Annotated in this window: 11 protein-coding genes; 8 read left to right on the top strand and 3 right to left on the bottom strand. The window is 70.0% G+C overall.

Annotation, left to right across the window (positions count from 1 at the left end):
* Positions 1-128: 128 nt before the first annotated feature.
* Positions 129-824 carry a phosphoribosylformylglycinamidine synthase subunit PurQ gene (gene purQ / locus ELQ94_RS08460; RefSeq protein ID WP_127049115.1) on the bottom strand — a complete coding sequence of 232 codons (696 nt, stop codon included), beginning with the start codon at positions 822-824 and terminating at the stop codon, positions 129-131.
* Entirely contained in the window at positions 821-1,117 is a 297-nt protein-coding gene (gene purS, locus ELQ94_RS08455; RefSeq protein WP_127049113.1) for a phosphoribosylformylglycinamidine synthase subunit PurS, read from the bottom strand. The genes purQ and purS overlap by 4 nt, the downstream gene beginning before the upstream one ends.
* Positions 1,118-1,372: 255 nt before the next feature.
* On the opposite strand from purS, the gene ELQ94_RS08450 reads away from it, so the two are divergent.
* From ELQ94_RS08450 to ELQ94_RS08430, 5 genes are all read left to right on the top strand, one after another.
* On the top strand, positions 1,373-2,647 hold the full coding sequence (locus ELQ94_RS08450; protein WP_166404696.1) for an alcohol dehydrogenase catalytic domain-containing protein: 1,275 nt from the start codon (positions 1,373-1,375) through the stop codon (positions 2,645-2,647).
* Between the two features lie 159 nt (positions 2,648-2,806).
* Positions 2,807-3,442 (top strand): TetR/AcrR family transcriptional regulator, encoded by a 636-nt coding sequence (locus tag ELQ94_RS08445; protein WP_127049109.1) that lies wholly within the window; start codon positions 2,807-2,809, stop codon positions 3,440-3,442.
* A gap of 170 nt (positions 3,443-3,612) precedes the next feature.
* The gene (locus ELQ94_RS08440; RefSeq protein ID WP_127049107.1) at positions 3,613-5,016 is read left to right on the top strand and encodes an HNH endonuclease signature motif containing protein; all 1,404 of its coding nucleotides are present in this window, start codon (positions 3,613-3,615) and stop codon (positions 5,014-5,016) included.
* A 116-nt stretch (positions 5,017-5,132) separates the two neighbouring features.
* Complete coding sequence (locus ELQ94_RS08435; RefSeq protein WP_127049105.1) at positions 5,133-5,708, top strand: hypothetical protein; 576 nt, start codon at positions 5,133-5,135, stop codon at positions 5,706-5,708.
* Positions 5,693-6,547: a PKD domain-containing protein gene (locus tag ELQ94_RS08430; RefSeq protein WP_166404695.1), complete on the top strand. Its 855-nt coding sequence runs from the start codon at positions 5,693-5,695 to the stop codon at positions 6,545-6,547. The genes ELQ94_RS08435 and ELQ94_RS08430 overlap by 16 nt, the downstream gene beginning before the upstream one ends.
* 30 nt (positions 6,548-6,577) lie before the next feature.
* Here ELQ94_RS08430 and ELQ94_RS08425 read toward each other — a convergent pair whose 3' ends face one another.
* Entirely contained in the window at positions 6,578-7,510 is a 933-nt protein-coding gene (locus tag ELQ94_RS08425; protein ID WP_127049101.1) for a phosphoribosylaminoimidazolesuccinocarboxamide synthase, read from the bottom strand.
* Between the two features lie 210 nt (positions 7,511-7,720).
* Here ELQ94_RS08425 and ELQ94_RS08420 point away from each other — a divergent pair, with 210 nt between their 5' ends.
* The 3 genes from ELQ94_RS08420 to ELQ94_RS08410 all read left to right on the top strand — a co-directional run bounded on the left by ELQ94_RS08420 (position 7,721) and on the right by ELQ94_RS08410 (position 15,014).
* Positions 7,721-11,119, top strand: coding sequence for a LamG-like jellyroll fold domain-containing protein (locus ELQ94_RS08420; RefSeq protein ID WP_166404694.1), 3,399 nt, complete (start codon positions 7,721-7,723; stop codon positions 11,117-11,119).
* Positions 11,120-11,373: 254 nt separating this feature from the next.
* Positions 11,374-13,029, top strand: coding sequence for a glucoamylase family protein (locus ELQ94_RS08415; RefSeq protein WP_127049097.1), 1,656 nt, complete (start codon positions 11,374-11,376; stop codon positions 13,027-13,029).
* Positions 13,030-13,163: 134 nt separating this feature from the next.
* A complete protein-coding gene (locus ELQ94_RS08410; protein WP_127049095.1) occupies positions 13,164-15,014 on the top strand; it encodes a glucoamylase family protein in 1,851 nt (616 codons plus the stop codon).
* Positions 15,015-15,032: the final 18 nt, after the last annotated feature.

Here is a 15,032-nt window from a genome sequence, read left to right as displayed (position 1 = left end):
TCGACAGGCTCAGCGAGCGGGTGGCCCGGTTGTCCGTGTCCGGCTGGCTCGAGAGCGGCGATCCTGCAGCGCACCCGGCCGTCCCATGAGCTTGTCGACGGGTGCCGGCCCGGCTGGTCCGTGACGGCCTAGACGGCCTGCAGGGCCCGGATCGCGGAGGTGAAGAAGGTGAGGCCGTCGATGCCGGAACGCATCGCGTCGGCGGTGTCTGGGCCGAAGCCGATCTCCGTCGCGTGCTCCGGGTGGGGCATGAGTCCCACGACGTTGCCGCGCTCGTTGGTCACGCCGGCGATGTCGCGGAGGGAGCCGTTCGGGTTCAGGCCGAGGTAGCGGAACGCCACGCGACCCTCGCCCTCGATGCGGTCGAGCTCGTCGTCGGAAGCGATGAACCCGCCCTCGCCGTTCTTGAGCGGGATGACGATCTCCTGACCCGCCGTGAAGCCGTTCGTCCAGGCCGTGTCGGTCTGCTCGACACGCAGTGCCTGGTCGCGACGCACGAAGGTGCCGACGTCGTTGCGGATCAGTCCGCCGGGGAGGAGGTGGGCCTCCGTGAGCATCTGAAAGCCGTTGCAGATGCCGAGCACGGGCATACCCTTGCCGGCGGCGTCGATGACCTCGGCCATGATCGGTGCGTGCGCCGCGATCGCGCCGGCGCGCAGGTAGTCGCCGTAGCTGAAGCCGCCGGGGAGGACGATCGCGTCCACGCCGTCGAGGTCATGGGCTCCGTGCCAGAGCGCGACGGGTTCGGCGTCGGCGAGGCGGACGGCGCGCAGCGCGTCGCGGTCGTCGAGCGAGCCGGGGAAGGTGACGACGCCGATCCTCACGGAGCGACCGTCTCGCCCGTGCCGGCCTCGGTGGAGACCGTGGCGCCATCCACGACGGTCACGCCGACGACGTTCTCGATGACGGAGTTCGACAGCAGGTCGTCGGCGATGCGGCGGACCTCCGCGAGTGTCGCGTCGTCGACCGGGCCGTCGGTCGTCAGCTCGAAGCGCTTGCCGACGCGCACGCCGGTGATCTCGTTGTTTCCGAGCCGGGCGAGTGCACCCGCGACGGCCTTGCCTTGGGGGTCGAGCAGCTCGGCCTTCGGCATGACGTCGACGACGATCGTGGGCACCGGTGAACTCCCTGGAGTGTGGGGGACGGGAACGCTGCCCATCCTACCGGGTCGATGCCCGCCCGCTCCGTGACCCGACGCCGAGGGGAGGGCCCTTATCGCCCCGCCCCCGCCGATTCAGCCGTCCTCCGTTCACCGTCCGTCCACCAGCGGGCAACCGCCCGTTGGGCCCCGCTCCGTAGCGTCGATCGCGGCGGATCGTGCCGGACGCCACTCGGCGACGACGACGAGCCGACCATCACCTCGGGGGGAACGATGCGCGCGACCCGTCACCCGACGACACCGACCGTGCCCGGGACGGCCGCACCCACCCGCCGTGACGTCATCATCCGCCCCGCTCCTCTCGCGATGGTGTGGCAGGGGCCCGGGGCCGCTCACGCGACCATCGCCGTTCCCGGGGTGTCTCTCGGGGAGGGCGACGTGCTCGTCGCCGTCGAACTCGCGACCATCTGCCCCTCCGACGCGGCCGCGGTCCTCACCGGGGTCGGCGTCACCGCCCCGCTCGTGCTCGGCCACGAGCAGGTGGGGCGCATCGTCGCCGTGGGGCTCGACGCCACGACGAGTGACGGGACGCGGCTCGTCGTCGGAATGCGCGTGGTCTGGTCGCGCCGGATCGGCTGCGGCGAGTGCGCGTCGTGCTCGCGGGGTGCCACGTCGGACTGCCGGAACGCTCGCGAATACGGGGTGGACCGGCTCCGACGGGGATGGGAGTTGAGCGGGGGCTTCGCGTCGCACGTACTCGTGCGCGCCGGCACCACGATCCTCACCGTTCCCGAGGTCGTGCCGGCCGCCGTCCTCGCGCCTCTGTCGTGTGCGACGGCGCTCGCCGCAGCCGCCGTGGAGCACATCGGTTCGGTCGTCGAGGTGGACGGGCAGACGGTGATCGTGGCGGGTGCCGATCTCGTCGGCCTCACCGTCGCGGCGATGCTCGCGGACGAGGGTGCGCACGCCGTCGTCGTGGAGCCGGACGCCACGCGACGCTCGCGTGCACTCGACTTCGGCGCCCACGGTGTCGCCGCCGGGCCGTCGGAGGTCGAGAGGCTCTTGCGGGCCGGCCGCGCGTCGGTCGCGTCGGGGCACGGCACCGCGTCCCCGCTGGCCCGGCCGATCGCCGTGGTGGGGTCCGGAACTCCCGGGGGTTCCCTCGTCGACGCTGTATGGGTCGCGGACACGTCGGCACCCGACCGCGAGCAGGGCGACGAGAGTGCCCCGGAGTCGATGGTGGACGTGAGGGCTGTCGTGAATCTGCGCGAGGTGCCCGACCCGGCGAGTGGACGGAAGCGCGATGCGTCTCGCGACGAGGGAGCGATCAGCCCGTCCTGGCCGATCGATGCGCAGGTCGTGACGCTGCAGCGCACGGATCCGCGCCACCTCGTGGCCGCCGTGGATTTCGCGTCGAACGCGTGGTTCCGGTATCCCTTCGCCGACCTCGTGTCCGACCGGTATCCGCTCGAGCGCCTGGATGACGCTCTGAGCGACGCCCTGTCGGGATCGGCGCTGCGCATCGGGATCGAACCGGGCGGTCTGTGAGTGGACGACCTCGCCGTCGCACCCGCTCGGGGAACCTCCGGTGTCCCGCAAACGGGGGCCGGTCCGGCAAAATGCCCGACCGGGAGCCCTTATAGACTTGGACGCAGTCCGGGGGGACGCGACGATCAGCCCAGGGGGGCGAGAGGAGAGCGGTACCACGTGGCCAAGCGGCGTGACGCAGTTCAGAACCACGAGAAGCTCCTGGCCGCAGCACGAATGGTCATCGCCGAGCGCGGCATCGATGCTCCCCTCGAGGAGATCGCCCGCCGGGCCGACGTCGGTATCGCGACCTTGTACCGCAACTTCGCGAGCCGCGACGAGCTCGTCCAGGCTCTCTTCGAGCGCTCGATGGACGAGGTCGAGGAACTCCTCTCGGAGATCGGCGGCGACGAGTCCGCGTGGGACTCGGTCGTGAACTTCATGGACCGCCTCGGGCTGTGGTTGCTCGCCGACCCGGCGATGCCGACGATCGTCACCCGGATCGGCATCATCGATCCCGAGCGTCGGCCGGCGATGCGGTTCACGGGCGCGATGACCGAGATCGTCGAGCAGGCGAAGGCCGATGGGGATCTCCGCGACGACGTGACGTCGATCGATATCGTGCTCCTCGCGACGATGCTCGGCTCGATCGGTCGCTACGGCAGCGAGTACGTCGCGCAGTGGCGCCGTCAGCTCGACATCGTTCTCGACGGCCTGCGACCGGAGGGCGCGCCGCGCCGTCCCCTCGCCGCCGGCCCGGTGGACCTCGACAGCTACCACCGCATGCTCCGCCGGAGCCCCGCCACCGCCTCCTAGCCCACAGGGCTACTCCCGAGCGAGGGCGCCACCTATACCTAGCGCCCTCGGTGCCCAACTGGCGCCCTCGGTCGACCACACCCGACGGCTCCGATCGGTGCGAATAGGGACGGGATTCATCCTCATCCGGATACCGTCCGAATGTCGGTGGTGTGCGCTTCACTGTAGGTATGGGGGAACACGGAACACACACGGACGAGCAGATCGAGGGCGCGATCGGGCTCCTCGAGGCGCTCGCCGCCGAGTCGTTCGCTCCCGAGCTCGTGGGGTCCGAGTCGGCTGACGGCGCGGCGTCGCCCGCCTCACTCACAGGCGTGCATCTCCTCGAGCGGTTCCCGCGCATCGAACGGCTCGGTCGCCTCGCCGACGCCCTGCGCGTGCGCTATGCCGCCGAGGCAGGGACACGCGCCGATAGCCCGGTCGACACTCTCGGCGCCGCCGGTTACGCCTCCGCGAAGGATGCCGTGGCCCAGCTCGCGGGGGTCTCGGATCCCGAGGCGGGCCGTCGGATCCGAGTCGGGGAGGGCACGGCTCCGGGCGTCGCGCTTTCCGGCGCCCCCACATCTCCCCGTTATCCCGCCGTCGCGACCGCCCTGGCGGAGGGCGCTCTCGGCATCGAGGCGGCGGACGTCATCATCCGCGAGCTCGGCGCCGTCGCGTCCCGCGTGGATCCCGTGGTCCTGCACGAGGCCGAATCGGGTCTCGTCGACCTCGCGGCCGGTCACGACGGGCAAGCGCCGCTGCGTGTCGATCTCGTGCGGATCCAGGTGAAGGCGTTCCTCCTCGCGATCGACCCCGACGGTGCCCGACCGCGGAAACAGCGCGCGCGATACCAACGGCGGCTCAGCTTCGGTGCTGAGACACTGGACGGGCTGATCCCCGTCTCCGGGCTTCTCGTCGCCGAGGTCGGCGCCACGTTCAAGCGGCTCGTCGAAGCGCACGTCCCACGTGTCGCGTTCATCGACGACGAAGACCGTGTTCCGGCTTCGGCCGACGACCGCACGCGAGCGCAGCGCCGGCATGACGTCCTCGCCGACATCCTGGGGGCCGCGTCGCGAGTGAAGGACGCCCCGGAACTCGCCGGGGCCGCTCCGGCGGTCATCGTCACGGTCGCCGAGCGGGCACTCACCCTCGGCCGCGGTGTCGGCTACCTCGACGGGCACGACATGCCCCTCTCCTTGGATTCCGTGGAGCGACTCATCGACAGCCGAGGCCTGCAGGCCGTCACGATGAACGATGCCGGTCGTGTCCTGTCCCTCGGCTCGACCCAGCGCTGCTTCACCGCCTCGCAGCGCCGCGCGATCATCGCTCGCGACGGCGGATGCGTCATCCCGGGTTGCACGACACCGGCCGGATGGTGCGAGGTCCACCACGTGACCCCATGGCGCGCGGGCGGCGACACTCACGTCGACAACGGGGTGCTGCTCTGTTGGGGCCATCATCAACGGATCGATTCCGGGCCGTGGCGGCTCTCCATGCCGAACGGTGTCCCGCACGTCCGCGGTCCCGGACATCACGAATGGACACCGATCACGAAGAGTCGAGCTCGGCCATCCTCACCGCGTACCGGGTGATCCGGAGTGCGTCCGCTCGCGTCATCTGATCGTGTTCTCTGGACGCAGGCGTTGGTGGCCGCCACCCTGTGGATGCCGCGAACGCGGCATTCTTCCGCTCGCCTATGGTGTCCGCCATGGGGGAATCACGACGAACGACACGATCCGTCGAGCTCATCGCGCTGTGTGCGGGGCTCCTACTCTCGACCGCGGCGTGCACGGCGGCCGATCCTGCCTCGCCGAGCCCGACGGCGTCCGTAGCGGATGCCGACGACGCGGCTGAGGCGGCCGTGCTGGCCGAGGCGATCGACGCCTACACCCGCTACAGCGCCGCGTTCGACGTGATGCTTGCGTCGTTCCCGGGGGAGGCTGACAACGATCAGCTGCGCGCGACCGTCACGGCCGAGTACTGGGCGGTCCTCGAGGCGGAGTTCGACGCGGATCAGAGAACTTGGCGGCAAGACGGAAGCACGGTTTTTGATGATGTCGAGTTGATCGAATCCAGCGAAGACGGTGACCTTCAGATCGTGACTGCCCGGCTGTGCATCGATTCGACGCACGTCGATCTTCTCGACGCCGCTGGCGCCGTCGTCTATCCGGACCGGGAACTGCGGGTTCCGATGGAAGTGACGTTCGAGCGCGACGACGGACAACCTCTACTCGTGGCGGGCACGTCTCAAACGGAAGGTGTCAGCGGATGCGGCGTCTCCTAATCGTCATCCTTGTGGTCGTGTTCGGGTCGACCGTTTTGTCGACTTCATCGGCGTCCGCCAGGGTGTGTTCCGATGCGGAGAAACGACTCGGCATCTGTCCAACCGGATCCACGGAGAGTGGCTCGGGCGTCGATATCGGAGCGACGGAACAGGGACCGGGAGGCGGGTCCGGGGGTTCCGGAGGCGGGGACGGCGCTCCCACCGACTCCGGCCAGGGTTCCGGCGGCTCCGGGATCTCCCCGGGAACGAGCGCGCCGAGCACCGACGGCTCGGGACTCGGCGGCAACCCGCGCCGCATCATCACCGACCTCGATCCGTGTCCCGACTGCTCCGAAGCCGACCCGCCGGCCGACGCACCCGCCATCACATTGAGCGACCTCGCGTCGTTCTCGCCCTCACGCCCGACGTTCCGGATGGAGCCGAACGGCTGGATGTTGCGCGGGCTTCCCGCGAACTTCATCGCCGATCCGCGAGACGAAACGACGGGTGGCACGCTCCTCGGCCGCCCGATCGATGTCCGGTTCACGCCCGTCTCCTACACATGGACGTGGGGAGACGGCACCGCGGACACCGTGACGGAGCCGGGGCGCACCTGGGAGGAGCTCCGGTTGCCGCGGTTCTCCGAGACACCCACATCGCACGTCTACACCGAGCGGGGAACGATGACCGTCGGTCTCGACGTCGCGTACGCGGTCGCGTTCCGCTTCGACGGTGGCGACTGGGTCACCGTCGACGGCTCCGTCTCCGCGCAGACGACGCTGGACGCCTACGTCGGCAGCGCTCAGACGGTCCTCGTGCCGGGCGACTGCCGTGCGGATCCGGTCGCGATCGGGTGCTGAGCGCGGGCCGCCGCGGCCGGCGATGGACCGTCAGACGGTCGTCGTGACCCGCTCGAGCAGTTCGCGGTAGCGGGCCGCCGTGCGCTCGACGATCTCGTCCGGCAGGTCCGGCGGTGTGCCCGTCTTGTCCCAGTTCGCCGCGAGCCAGTCGCGCACGATCTGCTTGTCGAAGCTCGCCATGCGCTCGGCGGGCGTGCCGCCGGCGTTCCACGCGGCCGCATCCCAGTAGCGCGACGAGTCCGAGGTGAGCACCTCGTCCGCCAGCACGATCTCGCCGGTGGCGGCGTCGCGGCCGAACTCGAACTTCGTGTCGGCGAGGATCACTCCGTGCGACTCGGCGATCGCTGCAGCGCGCGCATAGATGGAGAGCGACAGGGCCCGGAGCGCCTCGGCGTCCTCGACCCCGACGAGCTCCACGGCGCGCTCGAAGGTGATGTTCTCGTCGTGATCGCCGAGATCGGCCTTGAAAGCCGGCGTGAACAGGGGCTCGGGGAGCCGATCGCCGTTGGAGAGGCCCGCCGGGAGGGGGAGGCCGCACACGGTTCCGCTCTCCTGGTACTCGAGCCAGCCCGAGCCGGTGATGTAGCCGCGCACGACGCATTCGATCGGGAACATGTCGAGTGCGCGGACGAGCATCGATCGCCCGGCGACCTCGGCCGGCACGAGCGAACGGGCCTCGTCCGTCCCGGTCCCCAGGATCGCGTGGGAGGCGTGGAGGTGATTGGGGACGTCGTCCAGGGTGTCGAACCACCAGAGGGACAGCGTCGTCAGGAGCTCCCCCTTGCCGGGGATGCCGGGGGAGAGCACATGGTCGAACGCGCTCACACGGTCGCTCGCGACCACGAGCATCGTCCCCTCCGGTGCGGTCGTGCCCTCCGCCTGACGGTCGGGTCGGTAGAGGTCGCGCACCTTGCCCGAGTACACGTGCGTCCAGCCGGGGAGGTCGAGAGGAGTCGAGGTCACGGACCCATTATCTCGGACGCGCGCGGCCCCGTTCCGCCGTAGTCCGGGTCGCCTTCCTCGGAGATCACCCCCCTATTGGGGGCACGGTTTCATTTGGTCGGCATGCAGGGTGCCTGTCACTCTCGATGTGAGGATCAGTCATCTTCGCTGCGGTACCGATCGAACCCTGGTCGAGCCGACGGCTCATCGTCGACACCCCCTGGAGTACGAATGCCCGACCGCGAGACCGTCGGAGAGGGCGCGCGCCTGCGCCCCCTGCACCCGATCATGAGCGCCCGACGCGCCGGACTGGCCCTTCTCTCGGCCGTCGCGGTCGCGGCATCGGCCTTCCTCCCGAGCGGGGCGGCGCTCGCCGATTCCGCTCCGACCGACCCGTCGTCGCCGAACTCCCCGACGACCGTGACGGCAGACGTCCTTCCCGCGCCGCAGATCGACGGCGTCGTCTGGGACCAGACCGTCGTGGGCGACACGGTGTTCGTCGGTGGCGAATTCACGACGGCCCGCCCGTTCGGGGCCGCCGCCGGCACGCAGGAGGTCGCGCGGACGAACTTCCTCGCCTACGACCTCAAGACGGGTGCCCTGCGCACCGACATCGCTCCGGCGTTCAACGCCCAGGTGCGCTCCATCTCGGCGACGCCCGACGGCAAGCGCCTCTTCGTCGGCGGTTCGTTCACGAGCGTGAGCGGTCAGACCCGCTATCGACTGGCGGCGTTCGACCTCCCGTCGATGACCCTCGTGACCACGTTCCGACCCACCATCAGCGCGACGGTCGAGGCCGTCGTGGCCACGGAGTCGTCCGTCTACATCACCGGCGTCTTCGGAACCGTGCAGAAGGAGACCCGGTCCCGGGCGGCCGCCCTCTCGCCCTCGAATGCGGCGCTCCTGCCCTGGGCCCCCGTCGTCGTCGGAGGCACGGCGCGAGCCATCGTCATCTCGCCGGACGGGACGAAGGCGGTCCTCGGCGGTAGCTTCACGTCCATCAACGGATCGAGCAATCCCGGGTACGGGATGGGTGCGGTCACGGCCGACACCGGAGCGACCCTGCCCTGGGCCATGAACTCCATCATCCGCAACGGTGGTGCCAAGTCCGCGATCATGGACCTGTCCTCGGACGGGGACAGCGTCTACGGAGTGGGCTACCAGCACAGCCAGGGCGGTCAGGCGATCGAAGGCACCTTCCGGGCCAACTGGACGGACGGCACGCTCGTCTGGCTCGCCGACTGCCACGGCGACACCTACTCGGTCGAGGCCGTCGGCGACGTCATCTACACCGCCGGCCACAACCACGCGTGCGACAACACGGGGAGCTTCCCCAACGATCCGGAGGCGTACCACCGCGCGATCGCCTACTCCAAGGCGAGCTTCGGGACCACGATCCACAACCCGCCGCCGGCCGGCTGGACGTACGGCAACTTCTCCGGCAACCCGGCGACCAACGTCCTCCACTGGTACCCCGACTTCGACGCCGGAACGTACACGGGCATCACACAGGGCCCCTGGGACGTCACGTCGTCCGCGGGCTACGTGCTCTACGGCGGTGAGTTCACGACGATCGACGGCCAGAAGCAGCAGGGTCTCGCGCGATTCGCGACCTCCGATGTGGCTCCGAACGCGAAGGGCCCACAGCTCTCCGCAACCGACATGAACCCCACGATCGCCGCCCTGGGCGACGGCGTGGCGCGTGTGTCCTGGCCCGCCAACACCGACATCGACAACGAGTCGCTGACCTACGAACTGATCCGCGACGGCAAGTCGACCCCCGCCTACACGGTGACGGTCGACTCGTCGTTCTACGATCGGCCGACGATCACGTTCATCGATGGCGCGGTCGAGGCAGGATCGACGCACACCTACCGCGTGCGCACGATCGACCCGTTCGGAAACGCGACATCGAGCGGGACGGTGTCCTTCTCGATGCCGGCTGCCGATGAGCTCGACACGGTCCCGACCACCACGTACGACGCCGCCGTCCTCGCGGACACCCCGCGCCACTACTGGCCGCTCAATGAGGCGTCGTCCATGACCGCCGCCGATTGGGCGGGAACCGCGACGCAGACGTTCCAGGGTTCGCCCGTGGTGCGTGGCGCCGCCGGAGCGGAGACCGACGGCTCGGGTGCATCGACGACGATCGGCGGCAATGCCCGCACGACGTCGACGAGCATCGAGGCCCACACCAACACGTTCAGCGTGGAGGCCTGGTTCCAGACGACGTCCACGTCCGGTGGTCTCCTCGTCGGGGCGACCAACGAGAACGGCGGGAACCGCGACCGTCTCCTCTACATGGGCAACGACGGACGACTCCACTTCGGCGTCTACCCGGGCGCTGTGAGGATGGTCGACTCGACCACCGCGTACAACGACGGTGAGTGGCACCATGTCGTCGCGACCCTCGGGCAGAGCGGCCAGCACCTGTACGTCGACGGTGCTCTCGTCTCCTCCCGTGCGGACACGATCAGCGCGCAGGCCTACTCGGGCTACTGGGCCATCGGGGGGTACTCCCTCTCCGGTTGGCCGGACCGCCCGTCGAGCGACTCCTTCACCGGCTCGATCGACAACGTCGCCGTGTACCGCACGCAGCTCGCGGGCTCCCAGATCGCCGCTCACACCGCGGCTAGCGGCGACGCCTCCACCGAGCCCGAGGTCCCGGAGGAGCCCGAGGTTCCCGAGGAGCCTGAGGCGCCGGCGAACGTGGCGCCGACGGCGTCCTTCGTCGCCGCATCCGAGGGTCTCGACGTCGCGTTCGACGCGAGCGGGTCGAGCGACACCGATGGCACCATCTCGTCCTACGACTGGGACTTCGGACCCGACGCAGGCGTCGAACGCACCGCCGAGGGTGTCACGGCGACCCACGCATTCCCGGCCACGGGGGACTACGACGTCGTCCTCACCGTGACGGACGACGACGGGGCATCGGCGACGACGGAGCAGACGATCTCGGTCGTCGCCCCGGAACCCGAGGAGCCCGAGGTCCCCGCCGGTCCCGCACCCGTGGCCGCGGACGACTTCGCCCGATCGCAGGCCGGCGGGTGGGGTACGGCCTCGACCGGCGGCGCGTGGTCGGTGGCGGGCGGAGCGAGCGGATTCAGCGCGGCCGACGGGTCCGGCCGGATCGCGAACACCCCGGGTCAGTCGCGGTCCGCGGTGCTGAACGACGTGTCGGTCGGCGACTCGCAGAGCCGTGTGTCGTTCACTCTCGACCAGATCCCCGTCGGCGGTGGGCAGTACGTGCAGCTCACCGCTCGCGAGGTGGGGTCGGCGAAGTACACGACCCGCGTCCGGGTGCAGGCGGACGGTGTGCTCCAGTTGCAGATCCAGCGCTCGGGTACCACGCTCAAGGCCATGAACATCCCGCAGGTGGCCTATGAGCGAGGCGATACCGTGACGATGGTCATGGACCTCACGGCCGACGGCGCGTCGACGGTCCTGTCGGCGAAGGCCTGGGTCGGCACCGAGACGGCCGAGCCCACGGCCTGGCAGGTGACGGCGACGGATTCGACGCCGGCCCTGCAGGCGCCCGGCAGGACCGGGCTCGCGTTCTATCTGTCCGGCTCGGCGACCGCCAAGACGACTGTCGCTTTCTCGGCCTACTCGGTGGTTCCCGCGGAGTGACCTGAGGTCGGAGACGACAGGCGAACCCCACTCACCCGCCTCGGGTGAGTGGGGTTCGCTCGGTTCCCGCTCACCTCGGCTATCGATCCGTACCCCGTCCGGGTTCGCTCCGGATCGCTCGGGGGACGACTCTCCACACCTTGGTGTTTCGTGAGAATGCGTCGCTGGCGGGTTCCGGACGTCGTCCGGGTTCTGCCATTCTTGCTCCGTCAGGATGTATGCGCATACAAGCGCAACGGAACAAGGGAGTTCTCATGACTGGATCGACCGACGGGCCCGCGCGCCCGTCCGAACGACGGCGGGCGACGGGTCGTCACCCGCGAACGCGCTCCGTCGTCAGAGGCCTGCTCGGCGCGGGCCTCGCGGCCCTGCTCGTGGTCCCCGCGGGCACCGCAGCCTGGGCGGGAGGAGGGCCAGGGGGGAACGGCCAGGGCGGCGGGCACGGAGACGCACTCACCCGCGCGCAGGAGCGCACGCTGCTCCGCTACGCCGACGACACCTGGGCGTCGATGGCGGCGATGGCCGACGAGCAGACGGGGCTCGTCGCCGATCAGATCGATGCGGACCTCGGAACGCCGAGCGCGTACACGTCGCCGACCAACATCGGAGGCTACCTGTGGTCGGCGGTCGTCGCGCGCGACCTCGGCGTGATCTCGAAGAAGGAGGCCCGCGATCGGATCGGCACGACGCTCGAGACGCTCTCGGAGCTCGAGCGGCACGAGCCGAGCGGGATGTTCTACAACTGGTACGCCCCGGAGACGGGCGAGAAGCTCACGACCTGGCCGGACAGCGGAGACGTCGTGCACCCGTTCCTCTCCACGGTCGACAACGGGTGGCTCGCGGCGTCGCTGCGCGTCGTCGCGGATGCCGAGCCGAAGCTGCGGAAGCAGGCCGACGCGCTCTACGACTCCATGGACTTCGGATGGTTCCACGACACCGAGGCGGCTGACGGCGCCGGCCTCAATCGTGGTGGTTTCTGGGTGGACCAGCCGGGCGACACGTGCACGGTCCCGGGCAACTACGGCGACGACGATGACGCTCCCGAGGTCCTCTACACATGCCACTGGTACGACACCACCGTGAGCGAGGCACGCATCGCCACCTATCTGGGCATCGCCAACGGGCAGATTCCGGCGAAGGCGTACTACGGCACGCTCCGGACGATGCCGGACGAGGGCTGCGACTTCGGATGGCAGGAGCAGAAGCCCGAGGGTGTCACGCGCGAGTACTCGGGCGTGAGCGTCTTCGAGGGCACCTACGAGTACGCGGACATGAGGCTCGTCCCCTCCTGGGGCGGCAGCATGTTCGAGGCGCTCATGCCGGACCTCTTCGTGCCGGAAGCGGAGTGGGGACCCCGGTCGTGGGGCGTGAACCACCCCGCGACGGTCGCGGCGCAGGAGTTCCACGGCCTCGAGGAGGCCGATTACGGCTACTGGGGCTTCAGCCCGGCGAGCGACCCGTTCGGCGGATACCGCGAATACGGTGTCGAGGGACTCGGCATCAGCTCCGACGGGTACGCGAGTGACGAACCCGCCACCGACGTCGATCGCGGCTACGACGGCTGTCGAGAGGCGACGAACCCGGAACCGGACTACGGCGAGGGCGTCGTCACACCCCACGCGTCCTTCCTCGCGCTGCCGTACGACGCCGACGGCGCCCTCGACAACCTCGCGGGCATCGAGACGGATCTCGGAGCCTACGGAGACGGCGGTTTCCTCGATGCGGTCTCGACCGATTCCGGCACGGCCGCCGAGCGCTACCTGAGCCTCGACCAGTCGATGATCATGGCCGCTATCGGGAACGCTCTCGACGACGACGCGCTCAAGGACTACTTCGTCGACCGATCCTTCGAGAAGACCGTCCGGCCCCTCGTCGCCGCCCAGGTCTTCGGCTCCACGATGCCCCGCTGACCGGAGTCCGCCGCGACGCCTCACCCCCCTCGACCGGTTATCCCCAGGTCGAGGGGGGTGACGCGTTTCCGTGGGGTGCTCCTGTGATCCACTCGACTGACGGCGGGCTGCCGATCGGGGAGGAGAGATCGGACATGGGACGACGCGTCGCCGCTCGAGGCAACGGACGGAACAGCGGCGCACGAGGCTGGGGTCGACGACGGACCGCCGCAGCTACAGCGCTGGGCGGTGTGGTCCTCGTGCTGCTCGTCTCCGCGTGTGCTGCCCTCGCCCCGCAGCGCGGACTCGCGGGACGGTTCGGTGACGAGGCGGTGGTGGAGAGGACCCCGTCCCTCTCGACCCCGGCGGATCCGGGTTCCACCGCCCCGACGACCTCGCCCGGTCCCACACGGATCGACGAGGATCTGCTCCCCGCCGCCCCCGGGGTGTCCGCGCCACCGGTCCCGGACGACGCGGCAGACGGGGACGGATCCGACAGCGCCGAAACGGGTGGTGACGGATGGGGAGGTGACCGGGCGGAGGACGACCGGATCGCGGACGAGGGCGGTGATCCTGCCCTCACCGCGGAGGACGAGGCGACGCTGCGCCTGTACGCCGTCGACACGTGGGCATCGATGGACGCCATGCTCGTGCCCGAGACCGGTCTCGTAGCCGACCACGTCGACTCCTCCCTCCGCGAGCCGGCACCGTACACGTCACCGACCGACATCGGCGGTTACCTCTGGTCGGCCGTCGTCGCGCGCGATCTCGGTATCATCACGGCCGACGATGCCGCGTCCCGGATGCGCAGCACGGTCTCGACTCTCGCCTCGATGGAGCGGCATACGCCGAGCGGCATGTTCTACAACTGGTACTCGCCGCAGACGGCGGAGAAGCTCACCGTCTGGCCCGGCGACGACGAGACGATCTCTTCATTCCTCTCCACGGTCGACAACGGCTGGCTCGCCGCGGCCCTCCGGATCGCGGCCGCCGCGGAGCCGACGGTGGCCGAGCAGGCCACGGCTCTCTCGATGTCGATGGACTTCTCGTCGTTCCTCGACGAGGAGGCGGCCGATGGTGCGGGGCTCATGCGGGTGGGGTTCTGGCCGGAACGCCCGCTGGGACAGTGCGCCGAGAAAGACGGCGACGTGTTCTCCACCTGCGCCTCCTATGACACGATCGCCTCCGAAGCACGGATCGCCAGCTACGTCGGGATCGCCAACGGCCAACTGCCCGAGAGCTCCTATGCGGCCCCGTCCCGGACGGGTCCGGTCTCGGCCTCCGGATCCGGGTGGATGAAACCTCGCGTCGCGCAGACGCGATCGTACGACGGATTCGAGGTCCTCGAATCCACGTATTCCTACGACGGCATGGACATCGTCCCGTCCTGGGACGGCAGCATGTTCGAGGCCCTCATGCCCGATCTCCTCGTCCCGGAGGCCGACTGGGGGCCGCGTTCCTGGGCCCTCAACCACGCGGCGACGGTCGCGGCGCAGTCGAGTCACACCGTGGGTCCGGCGGGCGCGAGCGTATGGGGCGTCAGCCCGGCCGCCGACCCGGCCGGGGGATACGGGGTGTACGGAATCGACGGCCTGAGCATCCGCGCGACGCTCGCGGCGTCGGGGGTCACCGCCTCACCCGGCGGATCGAGCGACCCGCGGCGCCCCGGCACTCCCGAGCGCGGCAGGACCGTCTCGGGCGACGTCGTCACCCCGTACGCATCGTTCCTCGCGCTGCCCTACGACCCGCGGGGTGCGATGGAGAACCTCGAGAGGCTGAGGGTCGACTACGGACTGTACGGACCGGGGGGCTTCGCGGACGCGGTGGACGCCCGGAGCGGCCTCATCGCCGACACGCATCTGAGCCTCGACCAGTCGATGATCCTGGCGTCCGTCGGGAACGCGCTGGGCGACGGGCTCCTCCAGCGGTACTTCGTCTCCGGCTGCCTCGAGGAGAGGCTGCGCCCCCTCGTCGAGCAGCAGGTCTTCGGCACGACGCTCGAGTGACGCGATGGCCACCGGTGC

Source organism: Labedella endophytica (genome assembly GCF_003990045.1).
GTDB lineage: Bacteria > Actinomycetota > Actinomycetes > Actinomycetales > Microbacteriaceae > Labedella > Labedella endophytica.
Note: the sequence above shows the minus strand (reverse complement) of the source record. Positions and strands in the feature narration are given on the sequence as shown.

Coding starts and splice junctions, on each gene's coding strand:
- ELQ94_RS08450 (WP_166404696.1), top strand. CDS start 1,373: ATGCGCGCGACCCGTCACCCGACGACACCGACCGTGCCCGGGACGGCC.
- ELQ94_RS08440 (WP_127049107.1), top strand. CDS start 3,613: ATGGGGGAACACGGAACACACACGGACGAGCAGATCGAGGGCGCGATC.
- ELQ94_RS08435 (WP_127049105.1), top strand. CDS start 5,133: ATGGGGGAATCACGACGAACGACACGATCCGTCGAGCTCATCGCGCTG.
- ELQ94_RS08430 (WP_166404695.1), top strand. CDS start 5,693: ATGCGGCGTCTCCTAATCGTCATCCTTGTGGTCGTGTTCGGGTCGACC.
- ELQ94_RS08420 (WP_166404694.1), top strand. CDS start 7,721: ATGCCCGACCGCGAGACCGTCGGAGAGGGCGCGCGCCTGCGCCCCCTG.
- ELQ94_RS08415 (WP_127049097.1), top strand. CDS start 11,374: ATGACTGGATCGACCGACGGGCCCGCGCGCCCGTCCGAACGACGGCGG.
- ELQ94_RS08410 (WP_127049095.1), top strand. CDS start 13,164: ATGGGACGACGCGTCGCCGCTCGAGGCAACGGACGGAACAGCGGCGCA.